Here is an 18,951-nt window from a genome sequence, read left to right on the forward strand (position 1 = left end):
ACTGATACATGCACGAGCAAGAAGTAATTTCTGAATTCCGTAATCTTATATAGGACTGGAACGGGTTCTTAAATAAGTTTGATACCGAATTTTTCAAGAACGTAATTGAAAGAAATAAAAAGTAAAACAGTCAATAATACACAGACACCAAGTGCGAACCAAAAACCGAATGCGGAATACAATCTAGGAAATGCTAAAAACATTGGTAAAGTGGGGATCACAAACCAAAAAGTATAATATGCATGATTGGAGATCTTTTCTGGATCCGTCTTTTCAAACTGCAGCCAAAGCAACGTAAGAATGGTAACCAAAGGAAGAGAAGCGATCAAGGCTCCTAGACGGTCGTTCCTGCGGGCGACCTCAGAGATCAGAACCACCAAAGCGGAAGTCACTGCGTATTTAAATATAAGATATAACATTGGATCTCAGAAATTATAAAGTAATAATTTAAAGATCCGATAAAAGTATACAAGTTAAAAAATGGAGTATTACTTTTTACTTTTTCGACTGATCCCCAAAACGGAAATATCATCTTGTTTAGGAGATCCTGCAAGGAATTCATCCAACTTTTTTAATATTTGATCGATCCCTTCGCTTATCGGAATTCCCTTTAGATTTCCTACGATCGCCTCTACTCTTTTTTCTCCGAATTCCTCTTTATTAGAGTTCCATTGTTCAAAAAGACCGTCCGTAAAAAGTATTAATTTAGAATCCTGAGCGAATTCTATCTCATTAGACGTATATTTAGTATTCGGAATCACGCCCATGATCCTTCCGGTTTTTTCCAAAGAGTGGATCTCCTGACCTTGTATTAAATACTGGGGCACATGGCCTGCGGAGGAATATCTGATCAAATTTAGGTTTGTGTCGATATCGACTACGATACAAGTAAAGAATTGATTCAAATTTTTGAATGTATGCAGGAATTCATTGTTTAAGTGATATAAAATTTCGGTAACACTATATATCCCACGTTTTAAGGATTCATAAATCGCTTTGATTGCCATGGTCAACAGAGCCGCTTGCACTCCATGTCCGGTAGCATCCGCAAGGAACACTCGAGTTAATCCGGGGCGAAGTTCCATTATATCAAAAAAATCCCCTCCTACTTCCGTAAGAGGAAGATATCTTACGGTAATTTCTAGATCTCCTGTGAGCTTATCTTCCTGTGAAATTATACCGGATTGGATCTTTCTAGCAGTTGATAGATCGCTCTGGAGTAAACTCAAATTATGCTCCAACTCTACCGCTAAAGTTTCCTTTTCCTTAATATTAGTTCTGATCTTATCCAACACCAAGTTATATCTTTCTGCGATCTGCCCTACTTCCGTAAACGGTTCTATCGAAAGATCTTGGCTTAGATCCCCTGTCCGTTTCTGGTATTCCATTTCCATAAATAGATCTATAAGTTCGGTAGTGGCTCTATGTTCCGTATAATTCAAGCCTTGGTATTCGTTTTGAGGAGAAACTCTTAGGCTATAAAAACGATGTATAATATAAAGAAGAGGATAACTTATTCCAAAAGAAAGGACCGCGCAGGATAACACTCCTAATAACTGCACAAGGATTTGAGTAATTCTGTCTAATCCTGTGCCTAACATAGAAAGATCCCCGAAAAAACCCACCGCCAAAGTACCCCAGATCCCGGACACAAGATGAACCGGAATAGCTCCTACAGCGTCATCCAGCTTTAATTTATCCAGCAGGACTCCTGCTTCGAACATTAAAATTCCTGCAACTAATCCGATCAAAAGAGATTCGATGGAATTGACCGCGTTGCATGGAGCAGTGATTGCCACAAGCCCTGCCAAGGTACCGTTTAAAGGTAAAGTAGCTTCTGCATATTTTAAACGGATCCAGCCATATATCAAACTGGAAGCCATTCCACCGGAAGCTGCAAACATAGTATTTGTGATAATCTTTGGAACTTCGGAAGTGAAGGCAAGGGTGCTTCCCCCATTAAACCCGATCCAACCAAACCAGAGGATCAATGTTCCAAGCATCGCAAGAGGTAAATTATGCCCAGTGATCTTTCGGACCGACCCGTCCTTACCGTATTTTCCGGTTCGATTTCCAATAAGTATCATCGCGGAAAGTCCTACCCATCCTCCTACACTATGAACCGCAGTGGATCCCGCAAAATCCATAAAGCCGAGATGAGCAAGCCAACCTGTAAATTGATCCCAATCTTGGAGATCCCTTCCCCATACCCAGTGACCGAAAATCGGATAGATCAAAGAAGAAATAATGGCAGTAACGATGATATAGGCGCCGAATTTCATTCTTTCGGCAACTGCACCAGAAACGATAGTCGCAGCTGTTCCGCAGAACATGAGTTGGAATAAAAAGAAAACCGAAGTTTCAGGACTTGTTTTTGAAAAATCAGGAAAAAACATATCTTTTCCGATCAAACCATTATAGGTTGTGCCGAACATAAGTCCGAATCCGATAGAATAGAAAACGAGAGTAGCAATTCCAAAATCCGTAATATTTTTGATCGCTACGTTAATCGAGTTCTTTGTCCTGGTAAGGCCGGATTCTAAACATAAAAATCCGGCCTGCATGAAGAACACCAATCCGGAAGAAAGAATGATCCATAGGATATCAAAACTCGTTTTATGCATCTAATTTCTTATTTCAGAAAATGATAAGCGAATTGGCAAGAATAGTTTATCTTTACTTGTCTTTAATAGAATAATACTCCTTAAGTGATGTTACTTTGCAGGCTAACGTTCCTATCCGGCGGTTTTATTTACTAGCCTCTATGATCCGGATTAGATCGTATTCGACTTCCTTTGCCTCTTGCGCCAGAATTTTGGAATCGGACAAGGTCCGTAAAAGAGGTTCCGGTCTAATCATACCGATCTTGGTCTTTCCATGATCTGTATACACGGAGATCCTGCAAGGTAGTGCAAAATTCATTTCCATATCTTCGCTCAACACTTTACTAGCGCGAACTGGATTGCAAACTTCGAAAATCCTACATTCTTCCGGAAATTCGACCCCTTTCTTTTTCATCGTTTCCTTAAGGTCATGGATATGCAGTACTCCGTATTTTGCTTCTGCTACATTCTTTTCCAGATCCGAGGATGCTTGCTCTACACTTTTTTCCGATTCAACGATGTATTTCATTAGTTCTTCTCCCCTTTTTGCCAACTTATTCGGCTCTTTCTCTTAGACTACTCAAAAGGTAATAATACCCCATGGGGTATATAGTATATTGTATTTTTGAATTATTTTTCGGAATTTTCACTATACGGGATCATGATTTTTCAACCTCCATATCCGTTGTACGTATTCCGAAACGGTCCGATCGGAAGAAAAATTTCCGGCCCTTGCAGCGTTTATTATCGTACGCCTTGTCCAATCTTCCGAATTTAAGTAGTCCGTTGAAATTCTATCTTGCACGTTTATGTAAGAATGAAAGTCCGCGAGTAAAAAGTAAGAATCTCCTCGTAAGAGAAGTTCGTCTACGAGATCCTTAAAAAGTTCTTTGGCTTCCTTTAGAAAAAAACCCTTTCTTACGGCGTTTAGTACGTCCATGATTGCAGGGTCCCTATTCGCAATAGAAGTGGGATCGTAGCCGGACCTTCTGAGTTCTTTTAATTGATCCACGGTATTTCCGAAGGCATAGATATTCTCATCCTTCACACTCTCTATAATTTCCACGTTTGCCCCATCCAAAGTACATACCGTAAGGGCTCCGTTCAGCATGAATTTCATGTTTCCTGTTCCGGAGGCCTCCGTTCCCGGACAGGATATCTGTTCGGACAAATCCGCTGCCGGAATAATTTTTTCCGCTAGACCGACATTAAAGTTAGGAAGAAACACCACTTTCAAATGCCGATTCACTTTCGGATCCGAATTCACGATATTTCCCACAGAATGAATTAGTTTGATGATCAGTTTTGCCTTTCTGTATCCCGGAGCCGCTTTGCCGGAAAAGAAGACAGTACGAGGAGTATAAGAAACGGAAGGATTTTCTTTAATTTTTTGGTAATCGTATACGATCCGTAAAACGTTTAATAATTGTCGTTTATATTCATGTATCCGTTTGATCTGTACATCGAATATGGAATTCGGATCGACCCTTATACCCAAATTATTGTAAGTAAAATTAGAAAGAAATTCCTTATTTTCTTGTTTGATCTTACTCCATTCCCTTCTAAATCCTTTGTCTTCCGAATACTCTTCCAGATCGGATATATTTGAAAGATCGTTTTGCCAACTATCTCCGATCTTATGAGTAATTAAATCCGAAAGTTTTGGGTTTGCGGTAAGAAGCCAGCGTCTATGCGCGACTCCATTAGTTATATTGTGGAACTTTTGAGGAAACAGAGCATAGAATTCCGGAAATATACTAGTCTTCAAAATTTCGGTGTGAAGCTTAGCGACCCCGTTCACACTTTTGGATGCCACCACAGCTAAATGTGACATCCTGATCCTTTTCGGACTTCCTTCCTCTATAATGGATACCTTTCGCACAATGTCCTCGGAAACTCTCTCCTTTCTGAGCTCCTGCAGAAAATTGAAATTGATCTCATAGATTATTTGTAGATGTCTAGGTAGCACGTTCTCCATCAAATCCACAGACCAAGTTTCCAAAGCTTCCGGCATGATCGTATGATTTGTGTATGCAAAACATTTAGTCGTGTAGTCCCAGGCCTGCCCCCAAGGCAAGGAATATCCGTCCACCAACAAACGCATAAACTCAGGAATTGCCAAGGTAGGATGAGTGTCGTTTAAATGAAAAATCATCCTACGCGGAAGACTCTCCCATTTCAATCCCTCTTCCGAAATGAATTGCGCCAGTGCGTCCTGTAAAGTTGCGCTTACCAGAAAATATTCCTGTTTTAATCTTAGCTCCCTTCCTTGTTCTATGGCGTCGTTAGGATATAGTACCTTCGAAATATTCTCCGATTTTTGTTTGTCTTCGATTGCCCTTAAATAATCCCCGTGGTTGAAATAATCCAGATTGAATTCCCTACTCGATTTGGCCTTCCAAAGCCTGAGATTGGTCACCGTATTCGTCTTAAATCCAGGGATGAACACGTCATACGCTTCTGCAAGTACCACTTCTTTGGGATCCCAGATACAAAACGAACAACCCTTATGATCGATATCCGTTTTAGTTTGTCCGTAAAACTGGACAGGATATACAAGATCCATTCTTGCTATCTCCCAAGGATTATCCTGATTCAGCCAGTTTTCAGGATATTCTCTCTGGAAACCGTTACGGATCTCTTGCCTAAAAATTCCATACTCATAACGGATCCCGGCAGCCTGAGCAGGAAAATTCAAGGTAGCAAGTGAATCTAAAAAACAAGCAGCAAGTCTTCCTAAACCCCCATTCCCCAAAGCGGCGTCCGGTTCGTTTTCGGCAACTTCCGAAAGTTCATATCCTATATTCTGTAAGGCTTTTTCGGCAACTCCCATCATTTGGAGATTGGCCAAATTCGTTTTTAATAATGTACCGAGAAGATATTCAATAGAAAGATAATATACTTTTCTGACTTTTTTCAATCGATACTGCTCTTGGATCTCGTTCCATCTACTGATGAGAATATCTCGTAGACTCATTGCCAAAGCACGGTAAATATCTTCTTTATAGGTGTTGTTCTTATATTTTCCGAGCTCATACTCTAGTTTTTTAACGATGGTGGAACCCAAAGAGTCCACTCCCATTTTGACATCCCGTTCAAACAGATCCAAAATTTTCCGACGTTCAGCAGTTTCCATATCCTTACACTCCTAAATTCGTAGTATCCGTGGGATATCCCCAGTATAAATCCAGTTCTTTAAGATCCTTGGAATAACGGATCTTCCAATTCGGATATTCGTCACTAGTTCCCGGAAAATTAGTCTGCTCTTCATCCATTAGAATATCATGAAGTGAAAATATGGAATATTCCGAAGAGGTCCTCTCCAAAAGTTCGAACATTCCGTTCCTTAGAGAAACTATGAAGTCCTTCCCGTTCTCTTCCTCGACAAAGATCTTTTCGTTTTTTAAAAGGTTCAAAATTTCCCTTTTTTCCTTTTCTCTACCTGATGAATACGCACGAGAAGTCTCTTCATCCCAAAGAGATGTTCTTTTTCTGAATTCGATATCGAACCCGTCCCAATATCCTTTTAAGGTAGGAAGATCGTGCGTATTGTGCACCGAAACCGACCTGGGCGGATAACGGTGGGGAGGTATAAAGCCTTCTCCGTGACGTTGTTCGAAATATAGGACTCGAAAGGAATATAACCCGAAATCCATTAGTTTTTCCTTAATTTCGGTAGGGACGTTACCCAAGTCTTCTGCTACTAAAACGCAACGTTTTCTCTGACTTTCGAGGGCAAGTATCTTCAATAAATATTCAGATGGATAAGATATATATCCACCTTTCGATCCTTGGGGGATCCAATATAGACGGAACAATCCGAGAGCATGATCTATCCTTAACATACCGTCCTCAATCATGTTGTTTCGTACCAATTGTATAAAATGCTCGAAACCGGTCTCTACCATCCGGCGAGGTATCGAAGGTGGGATTCCCCAGTTTTGTCCGGCAGGCGAAAATAAGTCCGAAGGAGCTCCCACTCGTGCGGAAGAAGCAAAATCCATGGAAAAACTTCTAACCTCCGGCCCGTTCGGATCGGACCCAACAGCCAAATCGCCAAACAAGATCAAGTTTCTCTCTTTAAAATATTCCAATACTCTATCCCACTGAACTTCGGTAATCCATGCGAGAAAGTATATAAAGTTTCTATAATCTTTCTTTTTAGAGGCCCTTTCGGTATTTTCCGATTTTATATTCGATTGTATCGACTTTCTTTCGTAAAATCGATCGGCAGACAACTTTTCCGTCCAATATGCATGGGATAAAAGCGACTCTCCTTTCTCCGAAACGAAAAGTAAAAATTCTCTCATATTTCTTTTCGCCGTCGGAGCGTTAGAAGAGATGAATTCCGAGTAAGCTCGATACAAATAGCCTAATTTGAATTCATGAACCGATTCGAAGTTAATATATTTTCCGGAGGTTTCCTTTTTATGAAATTTATCTCTCTCCGCAAAATATCTTTTCGAAGTTTCCGGAAGACTTAGATCTTTGAAAACCCAGGGTAAATGTACGTATAAATAATCCTTAAAGAACCGATTCCATGAAAAATACGGACTAAAATCCGGATTCGGAATCGGATATGGAAAATGTAAAGGATTGATAGAAAGCACTCTATATCCGGATTTGTAACAATAATTCGCCAAAGCTTGCAGATCCCGAAAATCCCCTATACCGTCATTCAATTCCGATCGGACCGCATACAACTGAACTGAAACGCCTAACTTCTTCTTCTGCTCCTGCGTGGAATAACATTTTTCCGGATGAATCACTAAAACGGAAGAAACTCCCTCAAATCTCCCAGGAACATTATGCAATGATAATTTATGATATCCTAAATCGATCGGATCTTCGATTCTTATTTTATACCTGAATCTTCGATGAGAACATTCCTCTCTTAATTTATCCGGTTTCGACAAACCTAAAGGAATCTCGATACATATTCCCTGTTCCGTCTCTATCTTTAAAAAACAATCCTCCGGGAAATTCAAATACGGCCAACGAAATCGGATCCATTTCTCCTTCTCCTCTCCCTTTAAAAAATAAATATGATCCAAAAGACGGGCGGAATCCGAAAGGCGGATCATTGCTATAAGTTTTTTCGGATCTTCAGCTTCCTCTTCCTCCCACCCCATCGCAACGAGCAAAGCTAATGCGGATTTTTCATCCAACTCGTGGAGATTTCCGTCAAGATCGTAATACTTAGGTAAAAGTCCAAGCTCGGTCCAAATTTTTTCCCGATCCATTTCCATAGTTCACCCATGCATAGTCGACCCCAGTTCCTCGAAGAGGACCAAAGATCTTGGCGGAATTGTGCAAGAAGTAAGAAGAACCTCCTTTATTTCCAAGGGATGATTTTTTACGGAAGTATCTAAGACCTTACAAAGAGGAGAACCGGAAAATGACTCGGGAAAAACGAACTTCACTTCCCTGTGAGTAGGATTCAAGAGAAGAATAAAACCGATCTCAGAATCCCATTCAGGTGCTGTATTCTTATGATCGGTCTTTCTAAAACGAGCGCACCAGGAAATCGGAAAAGTACCACTTCCCGTAAAAGAAGGTTTCGAAACTTCCACTCCGTACTCGTCGCTTACAATCGATTTCCATAAAAGGGATTTTTCATCGGAGAGTAACGTTTCGATCTTTCCGAATACCTGACTGGATTTTCTATATCTTATCAGAAAATCTACGAATTCGAGGAAGTCCCGCTTTTCCGGATACTGTCCCCAATCGTAAAAATTTATTTCGTTATCCTGACAATATGCGTTATTATTTCCTTCCTGGGTCCTGGATAATTCGTCTCCTCCCGAGATCATCGGGACGCAAGAAGAAAGAAAAAGAGTAGCGATTAAATTTCTTTTTTGCCTTTCCCTTAAAGAGACTACATCCTCATTCAGACAGTATCCTTCTACCCCGCAGTTCCAAGAATAATTTCGATCTGTACCGTCCCTATTATTTTCCCCGTTCTTTTCATTATGCTTAACGTTATATGAAACAAGATCTTGAAGCGTAAAGCCGTCGTGACATGTGATATAATTCAACTTTTCGAAAGGAAGATCTTTCGCGGATTCTTCCGTAAACCTTTTCTGACCCAAATGGTGCAAAAACTGCCGCGAATCAACATTATCCGAAATCCAAAATTTTCGAGAGGAATCCCTGAATCCTTCGTTCCATTCCCTCCAGGGAGAAGGGAAACAATCATGCAAATTCCCTTTCAGGTCCCAAGGCTCCGCTATCAGCTTGAGTTCGGAAAGAAGAGGATCCCTTTTTAAAGCCGCAAGGAAAGAGGGAAAGGCTTCCGGAGCTCCGTCATTTCCTCGAATAAGACTTGCGGCTAAATCAAACCGAAAACCGTCAACATGCATTTCTGTCGCCCAATATCGTAGACTATTGAGGATCAAGTCCAAAACGACAGGTTTAGATATGTCCAGAGTATTTCCGCATCCGGAGTAGTTCTTATACATCATCTTTTTATGATCTTCCAATCGATAATAAGAACGATTGCATAATCCGCGAAAATGTAGATTCGGACCGAAATGATCTTCTTCGCAGGTATGATTATATACCACGTCAAGTATGATCTCTATACCTTCTCGATGAAACTTTTTTACCATCGTCTTGAAATCACGTATTACTTCGGATTCGGCTCCCTTTCTAGCATAACGTAAGTCAGGCAAAAAAAAGCCTAAAGTGTTATAACCCCAGTAATCGATTAACCCGGAGGTTTGTAGTCTAACACTGGAATACGCTTGGTGAATCGGTAAAAGTTCAATGGAAGTGATCCCCATCTTTTTAAAATGTTTCAGGATCGGTTCGGAGCAGAATCCTAAAAATGTTCCCTTTAAATCTTTTGGAATATCAGGATGTCCGAAAGTCATACTTTTAATATGAGCTTCATATAGGATTGTATCTTGCCAGGAATGTGATGGTCTAACATCGTTAGACCAATCGAAATTTTCATCACTCACTCTAGAAAGCGAACAAAACGCAGCGTTATCCGTTTCGCTCATCAGAGAAATCTCTGTTTCTTCCGGAATTTTTTCCAAACTTTCCCTTCGGTATGCATATAAAGAAAGATCCAAAACGGGAAGACGAGCGATAGACCTAGCATAAGGATCCAAAAGGACTTTGTTAGGATTAAACCAATGACCTTCTCTGGGTTCATAGGGTCCGTGAACTCTATAACCGTACACAGTTCCAGGCTTCAGTTCGGACAAGTATCCGTGCCATACCGGACCGGATTTTGAGTCCAGACTGACACGATACTTTTCTTTCGGAGAATCCGAGCCGGAAAAAATGCATACTTCCACCTTGGTTGCATATTCAGAATAAACTGCGAAATTCACTCCTTTTCCATCCCAACTTGCTCCCAATGGATATGGTTTTCCAGGAGCTAAACTCATCCCTATTTCCCTACCGGGAATTTCACTTTTCATGCGGACTGGATTCATAAAAGAATCTTGATCTATATCGCTGGAACAAGATCAGAAGGAGAAACTTCTATAGACTGTATTGCACGTATTTTAGGAGGCGTTATCCTTTGTTTGAAGTCTTGAAGAACATTCATAAAATATACGTAAGCTTCGTAAGGAGATCCGTACGGGCTGAAATATTTATGAACATCTCCGTCGTTAAAATATTTCGTACACATATAATAGAAATGATCGGATGTTTGTAATTTCCCGAACGTTTCCAAAATCTCTTCGTCTCCCATAGCATGTACCCTATTTTCCAACGCGTATAACGCTTCCACGGCCTGCTTTTGCATAGAATTGCCTAACCAAGCCGAAAGATCCCTTTCCATATCTGCCCAGGATACCGGATCGTCGGTGTCTATCTCTCCAAGACTATGATTTCGTTCCGCAGCACAAGAAACCGTCCTAAATTTAAAATCCGGATGTTTGTTTATCGCAGAAGGAAGATGCTTAAGGAATTCAAAAACACCCGATTCGGCCCATTGGTGTTCTCCGAAAGTCTCAAAGTCCATAAACAAGTTCACAAAAGTTCCGCTACCTGCAAGAGAATGTACCCAATTAGAAAACTTGTCCGCGCTGAGAGGAAAATCGGACCATGTCTTTTCAGAAAAACGGAAAGCGATATCGTCACTAAGTCTGTAATTTTTAGTAAGAAGCTTCAGACCGGGCTCAGATTTGGATTGGTACATAAAATTCGGACTTCTCCATCCCAAAAGTCGATCGACTCCTTCCATAAGCATAAGTGTATAACCCATTTTCCGTACCAGATGCGCTATCTGATTGGAATAGATCAGTTCTGTGTTTCTAAAAGTTTGAGGAAGAATTCCCAATTCCTTTCGTATCGTTTTTCGATGTTTTAATACCTGGCGAGCAAACTCCTTTTCCGAATAAAGGCTAGATAAGGAATGATAGTAGGTCTCTGAAAGGAATTCTACACATCCCGTATCCGCTAATTTCTTAAACTGATCCAAAACTTCGGGATACCATAATTTAAATTGCTCAATTGCGGTCCCTGAAATGGAAAAACTTACTTGGAAATCCTCCTTAAATTCTCGAATCAAGTCCAAAAGCAGATTCGTGGTCGGAATATAACATTTATCTGATACTTTTCTGAGAACTTGTCTATTTTTCTCATCATCGAAATAGGAATGATCCTTTCCTATCCTGAAAAAATCGTAAGGTTTTAGACGGAAAGGTTGATGGACTTCGAAATAAAAACATACTGAGATCATAAAAAGCTCCTATACACATTGGCGATTTTTTTCGCGGTAGCCGTCCAATTGATCCTCTCGGATTCCGCTCTGGCTTGATTCCCTATTTCTTCCCGCAAAGGACCGTATTTCAAGATCGAGATCGTTTTTTCGGCCAAACTATCCGTATCCCAAAAATCGAATTTTAAACATTGATTCACGATCTCGCTCACACCCGACTGTTTAGATAGAACTACAGGTCGCTTGTGGGACATCGCTTCTAACGCGGTTAAACCGAAGGGCTCGGATACGGACGGCATGATGAACACTGAACACATGTTATAAAGACGGTGCGTCTTTTCTTCGTTTAAATATCCGGTATAATGGAAGTAACCTCCAAGACCGAGATCCGCAGCCAACTCGATCATTCTATTTTGAAGGTCCCCACTGCCCGCCATCACGAATTTCACATCCGGGATCTCTCGAACGATCTTGGCTGCCGCCCTTATGAAATAATCGGGGCCTTTTTGATGGGTAATCCTCCCTAAAAACAATACGATCGGGTCAGTAATGTTATTCTCCTGACTGTTCTCCTCTTCTTTTTCCAAAGACGATATACCGTTATGTGCCACATAGATCTTATTCTCGTCGATCCCATATCTCTCTCTTATGATACTCTTGGTATACTCGCTTACTGAAACTATACGATCCGCCGACTCGAAACCTTCCCTTTCTATCCGTTTAATTTCATCGTTCCCGTTCTCTCCGCACCGATCAAACTCGGTCGCATGAACGTGAAGTATTATGGGGATATTTCGTCTCTGCTTTAATTCATTAGCCGCTATAAATGTCATCCAATCGTGGGCATGAATAAGGTCCGGTCTTAGTTTTTCGCCCAATAAGGAAATGATCTTAGCAAATTTTCGAATATCGTAAAATAGATCGGGACCGTATCCTCCTGAGATTTCCGGAATTTGTTCTGACAATTCCGGAACTTCGACTCCTTCTTCCGTATATATCGAAGATCGAGTGATACGCTTACTCCATCCTTCCGTTTTTCCAGGTGAAAAATAAGGAGAGAACATGAGCCTTTCCGGGAGACTTTCTAAAATCATTTCGTTCTCTCGGATTAACTCTTCTTTTTCGTCGATTCCTAACAGGTCCCAACCCTTTCGAATGTCTAAAAGTCGAATACCATCAATTTCTTCCTCATTTCCATGAAGCCTAGGAACGATAAAATCAACCTTATATCCCATGGAGGCGATGTTTCGTGCTATTTCCTTACATGCCACACCAAGCCCTCCTGTGATATTCGGGGGATATTCCCAACCAATCATGAGTATTTTTGCATCTCTCACAATCATTCCCTCCTAATACCCTAATTCCTGTGACAGAGGATCATATAATTACTTTATACAAAGGTCAACACCTTCGAGGCTGAACAACGTAAGAAACAGGTGAACGACAAATCCACAGGGAATCCAAGAGCGACAGTTCGATTAACACAAAAAAACGATCAAGCATGTAGTGCTATATGATAAAAACATCTTTCTCTCTCAAGCAGCAGAGCCTGAAGATTGCTAACAAACCCTTACCTGATGTAAGTAATTGGAAAATTACATACCATCTCACAAAAACCGTCGAAAAAATCAGAATCAAAGAGAAAACAAACGATACAAATAAATACGTTAAGCGTCACACACACTTAAACATGATAACAAAACTCATTTACTCTGAAAAATTATGTCCTATGATCTCGGAAACTTTCGAAACGAACCAAAGGACTATGACAAGAAAAAATCATTGTCTCCGGCATTCACAAACGAAAACTCTACTATGCATTTTCGAACTCTTCTCACGCTCTTCATTTTATTTACATTTTCTATTTTTCCAAAAACCTCAGAGCCTTCCGACGTTTGCTCAAAGATAAAAAAGCAAGATGATCGCAAAAAATGTCGCTCTAAAGAATACCAGGCTGCTGACAAAGAACTGAACGCGACTTACAAAAAGATAAGAGAAGGCCTATCCGATCCAGAAAAAGAAGAATTAAAAAAACTGCAAGTTCTTTGGATCGGTTATAGAGATGGAGTTTGTGAAGGCCCTATGTATTCTTCCGACGAGTCCGGCATAGAAACGATCGTTTGCAAAACAGGAACCACGACGGAAAGAACTGAATATTTGAAACATGTCTGGAAGTTCGGTACTGCGTCTAAAGATGGATTAGGTGCATATACGGACGGCTTCGGAGGTAACCTGAAACTTTTCCGAGATAAATCCAGTAAGAGTATCCAATTTTCATTCGAAGTAGTTCGAGGCCCAACGGCCCATCTAGGGGAAGTAAGCGGAACTTGGACTCCTGCCAAAGAAGGCAAATGGATCTGGACCTCGACTGAAGGTTGCAAGTCGGATGACCCTGATTGTTGCCTACTGGAATTCCAATACTTCCAAAATAGGATCGAAGTAGATGAAGTTTCTTGTTCCGCATACCACGGAGCCAGAGCTTATTTTGGCGGAAGTTACAGATACGAATTCAAATAAAATGCCTAACCAGTCTCAATTTAAACCAAAACAGTTGATCCTTCCGCATTCTTTAAATATTTCTTATATATCAATTATATATTAGTTATTTATAACAGTTTGATCTCATACGATCATACATTTGCATTTTATAATTCTACATACTGTCGCAGGCATATTTTTGGTTTCTTCTTGCGTCACCTATACAGCTCCAATATATTCGCCGCTGTTTGCAAAATTTTTGTAATCCGTTTACAAAAATTTTTCAGATGAACTTTCAGATGAAAAAAATATTTGGAGATCCCTATGCGATTCTTTTTGTTAGCCTTGTGCTTAAGTGCGTTCTCGGTCGGACTTTGGGCAGATTGTCCGGACTACACTATCCCTTCTAACCCTCCCAGCTTTTCGAAACCTACCAAAAGAAATTTCCGAAATTTTGGAAATACGATTTTGGCCGGCCTATACGTTCCATATCATATGGTTTACGATACGATAGTCAAATCCGGAACGAATGCGACCATGGTTGGTAAGTTCGATTATGATGCGGTCTTCCATAAGGATTTGGAAGGCGAATACGTTCATGTTTATATCTATGGAACTGCAATGAGCGGTTGGACCTACGTTGGTCGTTATACTACGAATGGTGACGGAAAGATCACTGCGAACTTGGGAGTTCGTGCAACTGGCGATTATATAGTCCGTATGGTTGTAGAAGGTGATCTTTCTAGCGCGGACGGTTATCTGACCGTAGCGGATCCAGGTCGCCAGACTGTTCTATTCGATGTGGATGGAACCTTAACTACGAATGATTTCGAGGCTCTCGCAGATTATTCTGGGATCAAAATTGCGGATGCTTACTATTATGCTCCGGAAACCGTGAATGCATATCGCAATAAAGGATATCAGATCATTTATTTAACAGGTCGTCCTTATTGGAATACAAAAGATACTCGTGAGTGGTTCCCTATCAAAGGAATGAGATCTTGGCATTACCATCCGAGTTCGGATTATTGGGGAGCAAATGTGCAAGCATACAAAACCGATTATATCAACTATTTGCGTAATATAGTCGGTTTGGATATCATTCGCGCTTACGGAAATGCAACTACCGACATTGCTGCATATGCTGCCGGCGGTATTCCTAAATCTGACACTTGGATCATAGGAGAAAATGCAGGTAAAGAAGGAACCCAGTCCATAACAGGAAATTATTCCCTTCATTACAATACAGTAGTAGCGAGCACCCCCCAAGCTTCCTCCTGCTACTAAATAACTTTCGTCTCTATCTTTTGAAGAATGTCTCCCTCGAACGAGGGAACATTCTTATCTTTACATTCGGGGAATCTAATTAATCTTCCGTTGTTGTATTAAATAATCCGAATGGTGGATTTTTAGAAACTACTTCTTACGATGAGGCGAATCCAGTCATTTCAGGAACTACCGGCTTTGGCGGAGCACTCTAACAATAGAAAAATACATACATTAAATCTCTGACCTAATAAGACTTAATTAAAAGAACGTCTAAACTCCTGAGGGGAAAGATTCGTTTTACTTTTGAATAGTTTGCTAAAGGACTGGGAATGTTCAAAACCCAATTCGTATGCTATGGCAGTAATCGGAAGATCCGTTGTGGATAATTTTTCCTTTGCTTCCTCGATCAACTTATTATGAATATGTTGCTGAGTACTTTGCCCCGTTAAAACCTTAAGCAACCCGCTTAGATAATTCGGAGAAACACCGATCACATCCGCAACGTATTGAACGGAAGGAAGTCCCTTTTGTTTCAGATCTCCCTCTTTAAAATATTCCGCCAACACTACCTCCAATCTATCCAGGATCCTGTGATTCGTGATTTTTCTAGTAATGAACTGCCGATGATAAAATCTTTCGGAATAATTGAGTAAGGTTTCGATTTGTGAGATGATGATATCCTGACTGAATTTATCGATGTTAGAATGATACTCCTGCCGGATATTTTGAATGATATTATTGGCTATCGCTTCCTCTTTCTCGGAAACAAACAAGGCTTCATTCACAGAATAATCGAAGTATTCGTATTTCCGAATATTCTTCGCTAAAGAAGTATTCCAAATAAAGTCCGGATGGACAAGCAAGATCCATCCGGAATGTTCGACTCGAGCCTCGCCGTTTACTTCGATCCTGAACACCTGGCCCGGGGCCATAAAGAATAGGATCCCCTCGTCGAAATCATACTCCTGCTGTCCGTATTTCATTTTAACGGCGGAATTTCTCTTTAGGGATATCGAGTAAAAATCCAAAGTCCAACTCGTAACGTTGAATTCGGGAGAATGTTTGATCGATGCATAATCCACTACGCTGATCAACGGGTGCTCAGGTTTCGGCAAACCTCTCAGTTGATGGAATTCACTGATCGTTCTTATTCTGTACGGCTGATTATTTATCATTCGACGTATCTATCTATTTTGATCGTAAACCTTCGCGAATTCTATTGCAAAGTCTTTCAGTTTGATTTTTCCTAAGATCGGCCGATTGCGATAGTAGTCTTCGTACAATACGCCGCCCCTTCTAGAGGCGTTCATCTCCGTAAAACCTTTTGCAGTTTTAGGATTCATTCCGGCTGCAATCATTCCGCTTAATAGCTGGTCGTCCGAAATTGCCGCCCATTTTAGATCGGACTTTCCGATCGCTTCTCCCAGCAGTTTTGCAACTTCATTGGGAGAAGCTTCATCACTGGCGATGTACCGAATACTTCTGCCATTAAAAGGTTTATCGATCTCTTCCGATATCACTGCAGCAATATCCAAAGGAGATACCCACGGTTCCTTTTCATCTCCTTCGTAATTCGAAATAATAGCGCCCTGGGTCTTGATCGTTTGTATAAACGAGAACATATTATAATAAAATCCGACCGGGCGCATGAATTTAATGGAAACATTCTGTGGCAACTGCTTCAAGATATTTTCCGCAATATAATGGAACGCAAGAATGCCGTTTCCGGAATCTGTGTGAGCTCCAATACTACTCAGATGGACCACTTTTTCTATTCCGGATCGTTGGATTGCATCCTTGTAACTAAGTGCGATCCCACGAATCGTTTCCATCACATCTAAATTTTGATCGAAAAAGCTATTATATCCGATCGCCTCCATCGCATATACTATATCCGCACCTTGGAAAGTATGAAACAAGAAATCGCCATCCTGCATATTTCCGATTGCTGCTATTGCTCCTAACGCTTCTATTTCCTTCTTCCTTTCGGGACTACTGCTTACGACAGTAACCGAATGTCCCTTTCCAACTAGATTTTCCGTAAGAGGCTTACTGATATGTCCTAACGAACCTGTAACTACGATCCTCATGAATTTTTCTCCTCAATTAGAGATCCTTGTATAAGCTGTATTTGATATTCTGATCGATTTAGAAAACCGGAAGTTCATTTAGGTAGGATTATTATAGTAGCCGAATCTAATGCATATGTAGTCATTTATAAGGTTTTATAGAAATATAATGTATTCATTGACCTTTAGTCGAGGTCGGAGCTTATCTTTCCGAAGTTCAAAACGAACTATTCTTGGGAAGAACCGGGTGAAACTGATTTTTTGAATTCCTGAGGAGTGAGTCCGGTATACTTTTTAAAAGAATCGTAAAAGGAAGACTTGGATTGAAAACCCACGGAAAATGCCAGGTCCAATATATTTGCGGAAGGATCATTTAAAATAATCCGTTTTGCCTCTTCTATCCGATACTTTTTAAGCAGATCAGGAAATGAAATGTTCAATACCTGGTTCAAAAGTTCGGAAACTTGATGCACAGATAAACCTAAGACTGCAGCCAGATCGCCAATCCTTAACTCTTCCTCTAAATAGATCTTATCCTCATCCAAAAGTTTATTCAATCTAGCCAAAGTATCTTCCACGTTGATCCCTACAATGGTGGATTTTTTCTTTGCTGATCCGTCCGAAGACGACTTATCGCTATGGAAATTCCGGAGCTCCTCCCTTCTTAGAACAATCTCATGCTCTAATTCTCTAATCCGAGTCCTAACGGAGCGGCTGGTCAGGAATATATTCACAGGAACGAAGAATGCGAGAAAGAATAAGAAACTTTTCCCGTCGAAGGAAAAGAACGCCTTATAAGAAATAATATTTAACAGTTCTATTGCAAGTAAGGAGAACATTCCGAACACAAACCAACGAGTTTGGATAGTCTTTCGTTTTGTGGCAACCAGACTGAGAACGATCGCTGTTACGGTTACTGTTAAGTAAAAAATAGTAAATGAGCGAGAAACGAACTGTCTGGGAAATTTAGTAAAACTTAAAGCGATCATGATTGCAGTCAAAACGTTCACTACATTGTAAAAATACCAGACCGGTTTAAAATTTTGCCTGATCTTTAGAAAATGAGACACCCAAAGAGAACCGGAAATGATCAAATAACCTATCATGATCTTTTTTCCTAACGAGAGAGGAAACCCGAACCCCGGGAAAATATATCTAGAACCTATACCGGAAACGAATAGGAATGTTAGGCCAATGCCGAAAGAGAATAGGATCTGATACAAAATCCATTTGGAACGAAGGCGAATATAGGAATTGATCAGATAAGCAATTTGGACAATTACAAGAGCGAGAAGTGAGAATACGATCCCGGAATAGACCGTAGAGATAGAATATAACTCTTCTGCGCTTACTAAACGTACTTCAGAAAGTATATAATTCCTAGACTGGATCCTAATATTGATCTCAGAGCTATTCTCCAGAAACTTTCGGAGAGGGAAAACAGGAAATATTCCAGGGATCAGCCATTCATTGACCGGATGAATAAAACCTGCCTGCAGACAATCTCCTTTTAGATCGCAAACCTGCACGGAATCCAAAAGACTCCAAGGAAAGATCAAAAATTCGGTCTTGGATTCTTCCGGTAAATTACCGATCCGAAAGCGTAAATCGATCGGTTCCGGATAAAATCCCCAGTCCAGTAATACGGAAAAATCGTCTATCTGCTTCCAGTGAGCTTGGTCTGAGCCCTGGATACGAAGATGACCTACGCTCTTATCATCCCCTTGGGAATAGACTTGAGTAGAGATCCCCAATATCAGGGTATAAATCAAAATTACTTTTATTCTAGACATATTGATCATCCAAGAACTCAGTCCAAACTTATAAACCGGGACGATTTTCTCCAGCT

13 protein-coding genes are annotated in these 18,951 nt (G+C 40.6%); 2 read left to right on the top strand and 11 right to left on the bottom strand.

The window, feature by feature from the left end; genetic code table 11:
• Positions 1–68: 68 nt before the first annotated feature.
• From LEP1GSC185_RS15805 to LEP1GSC185_RS15840, 8 genes are all read right to left on the bottom strand, one after another.
• Positions 69–419, bottom strand: coding sequence for a DUF3147 family protein (locus LEP1GSC185_RS15805; protein ID WP_008591403.1), 351 nt, complete (start codon positions 417–419; stop codon positions 69–71).
• A 69-nt stretch (positions 420–488) separates the two neighbouring features.
• Entirely contained in the window at positions 489–2,624 is a 2,136-nt protein-coding gene (gene amt, locus LEP1GSC185_RS15810; RefSeq protein ID WP_008590381.1) for an ammonium transporter, read from the bottom strand.
• A 124-nt stretch (positions 2,625–2,748) separates the two neighbouring features.
• Entirely contained in the window at positions 2,749–3,132 is a 384-nt protein-coding gene (locus tag LEP1GSC185_RS15815; protein ID WP_024863982.1) for a DUF302 domain-containing protein, read from the bottom strand.
• Positions 3,133–3,252: 120 nt separating this feature from the next.
• Positions 3,253–5,739, bottom strand: coding sequence for a glycogen/starch/alpha-glucan phosphorylase (locus LEP1GSC185_RS15820; RefSeq protein ID WP_008591608.1), 2,487 nt, complete (start codon positions 5,737–5,739; stop codon positions 3,253–3,255).
• A 4-nt stretch (positions 5,740–5,743) separates the two neighbouring features.
• Complete coding sequence (gene malQ / locus LEP1GSC185_RS15825; RefSeq protein WP_232298404.1) at positions 5,744–7,846, bottom strand: 4-alpha-glucanotransferase; 2,103 nt, start codon at positions 7,844–7,846, stop codon at positions 5,744–5,746.
• Between the two features lie 9 nt (positions 7,847–7,855).
• The gene (glgX, locus tag LEP1GSC185_RS15830; protein WP_008590414.1) at positions 7,856–10,003 is read right to left on the bottom strand and encodes a glycogen debranching protein GlgX; all 2,148 of its coding nucleotides are present in this window, start codon (positions 10,001–10,003) and stop codon (positions 7,856–7,858) included.
• 62 nt (positions 10,004–10,065) lie between these two features.
• A complete protein-coding gene (locus tag LEP1GSC185_RS15835; protein ID WP_008591485.1) occupies positions 10,066–11,307 on the bottom strand; it encodes a glycoside hydrolase family 57 protein in 1,242 nt (413 codons plus the stop codon).
• The gene (locus LEP1GSC185_RS15840; RefSeq protein WP_010514163.1) at positions 11,304–12,629 is read right to left on the bottom strand and encodes a glycosyltransferase family 4 protein; all 1,326 of its coding nucleotides are present in this window, start codon (positions 12,627–12,629) and stop codon (positions 11,304–11,306) included. Before LEP1GSC185_RS15840 ends, LEP1GSC185_RS15835 begins: the two co-directional genes overlap by 4 nt.
• 472 nt (positions 12,630–13,101) lie before the next feature.
• On the opposite strand from LEP1GSC185_RS15840, the gene LEP1GSC185_RS15845 reads away from it, so the two are divergent.
• Together LEP1GSC185_RS15845 and LEP1GSC185_RS15850 are read left to right on the top strand one after the other, a co-directional pair.
• Complete coding sequence (locus LEP1GSC185_RS15845; protein WP_008589676.1) at positions 13,102–13,803, top strand: lysozyme inhibitor LprI family protein; 702 nt, start codon at positions 13,102–13,104, stop codon at positions 13,801–13,803.
• 285 nt (positions 13,804–14,088) lie between these two features.
• Positions 14,089–15,051, top strand: a complete 963-nt coding sequence (locus LEP1GSC185_RS15850) for a lipin/Ned1/Smp2 family protein (RefSeq protein ID WP_008589715.1) — start codon at positions 14,089–14,091, stop codon at positions 15,049–15,051.
• Positions 15,052–15,287: 236 nt separating this feature from the next.
• On the opposite strand, the gene LEP1GSC185_RS15855 is transcribed toward LEP1GSC185_RS15850, so the two are convergent.
• The 3 genes from LEP1GSC185_RS15855 to LEP1GSC185_RS15865 form a co-directional block, all read right to left on the bottom strand.
• Positions 15,288–16,208: a helix-turn-helix domain-containing protein gene (locus LEP1GSC185_RS15855; protein WP_008597095.1), complete on the bottom strand. Its 921-nt coding sequence runs from the start codon at positions 16,206–16,208 to the stop codon at positions 15,288–15,290.
• Positions 16,209–16,217: 9 nt separating this feature from the next.
• Positions 16,218–17,123, bottom strand: a complete 906-nt coding sequence (locus LEP1GSC185_RS15860; protein ID WP_008590585.1) for an NmrA family NAD(P)-binding protein — start codon at positions 17,121–17,123, stop codon at positions 16,218–16,220.
• 206 nt (positions 17,124–17,329) lie between these two features.
• Complete coding sequence (locus LEP1GSC185_RS15865; protein ID WP_008591724.1) at positions 17,330–18,895, bottom strand: helix-turn-helix domain-containing protein; 1,566 nt, start codon at positions 18,893–18,895, stop codon at positions 17,330–17,332.
• Between the last annotated feature and the right edge of the window lie 56 nt (positions 18,896–18,951).

It is taken from the genome of Leptospira licerasiae serovar Varillal str. VAR 010, assembly GCF_000244755.1.
GTDB classification, from domain to species: Bacteria; Spirochaetota; Leptospiria; order Leptospirales; family Leptospiraceae; genus Leptospira_B; species Leptospira_B licerasiae.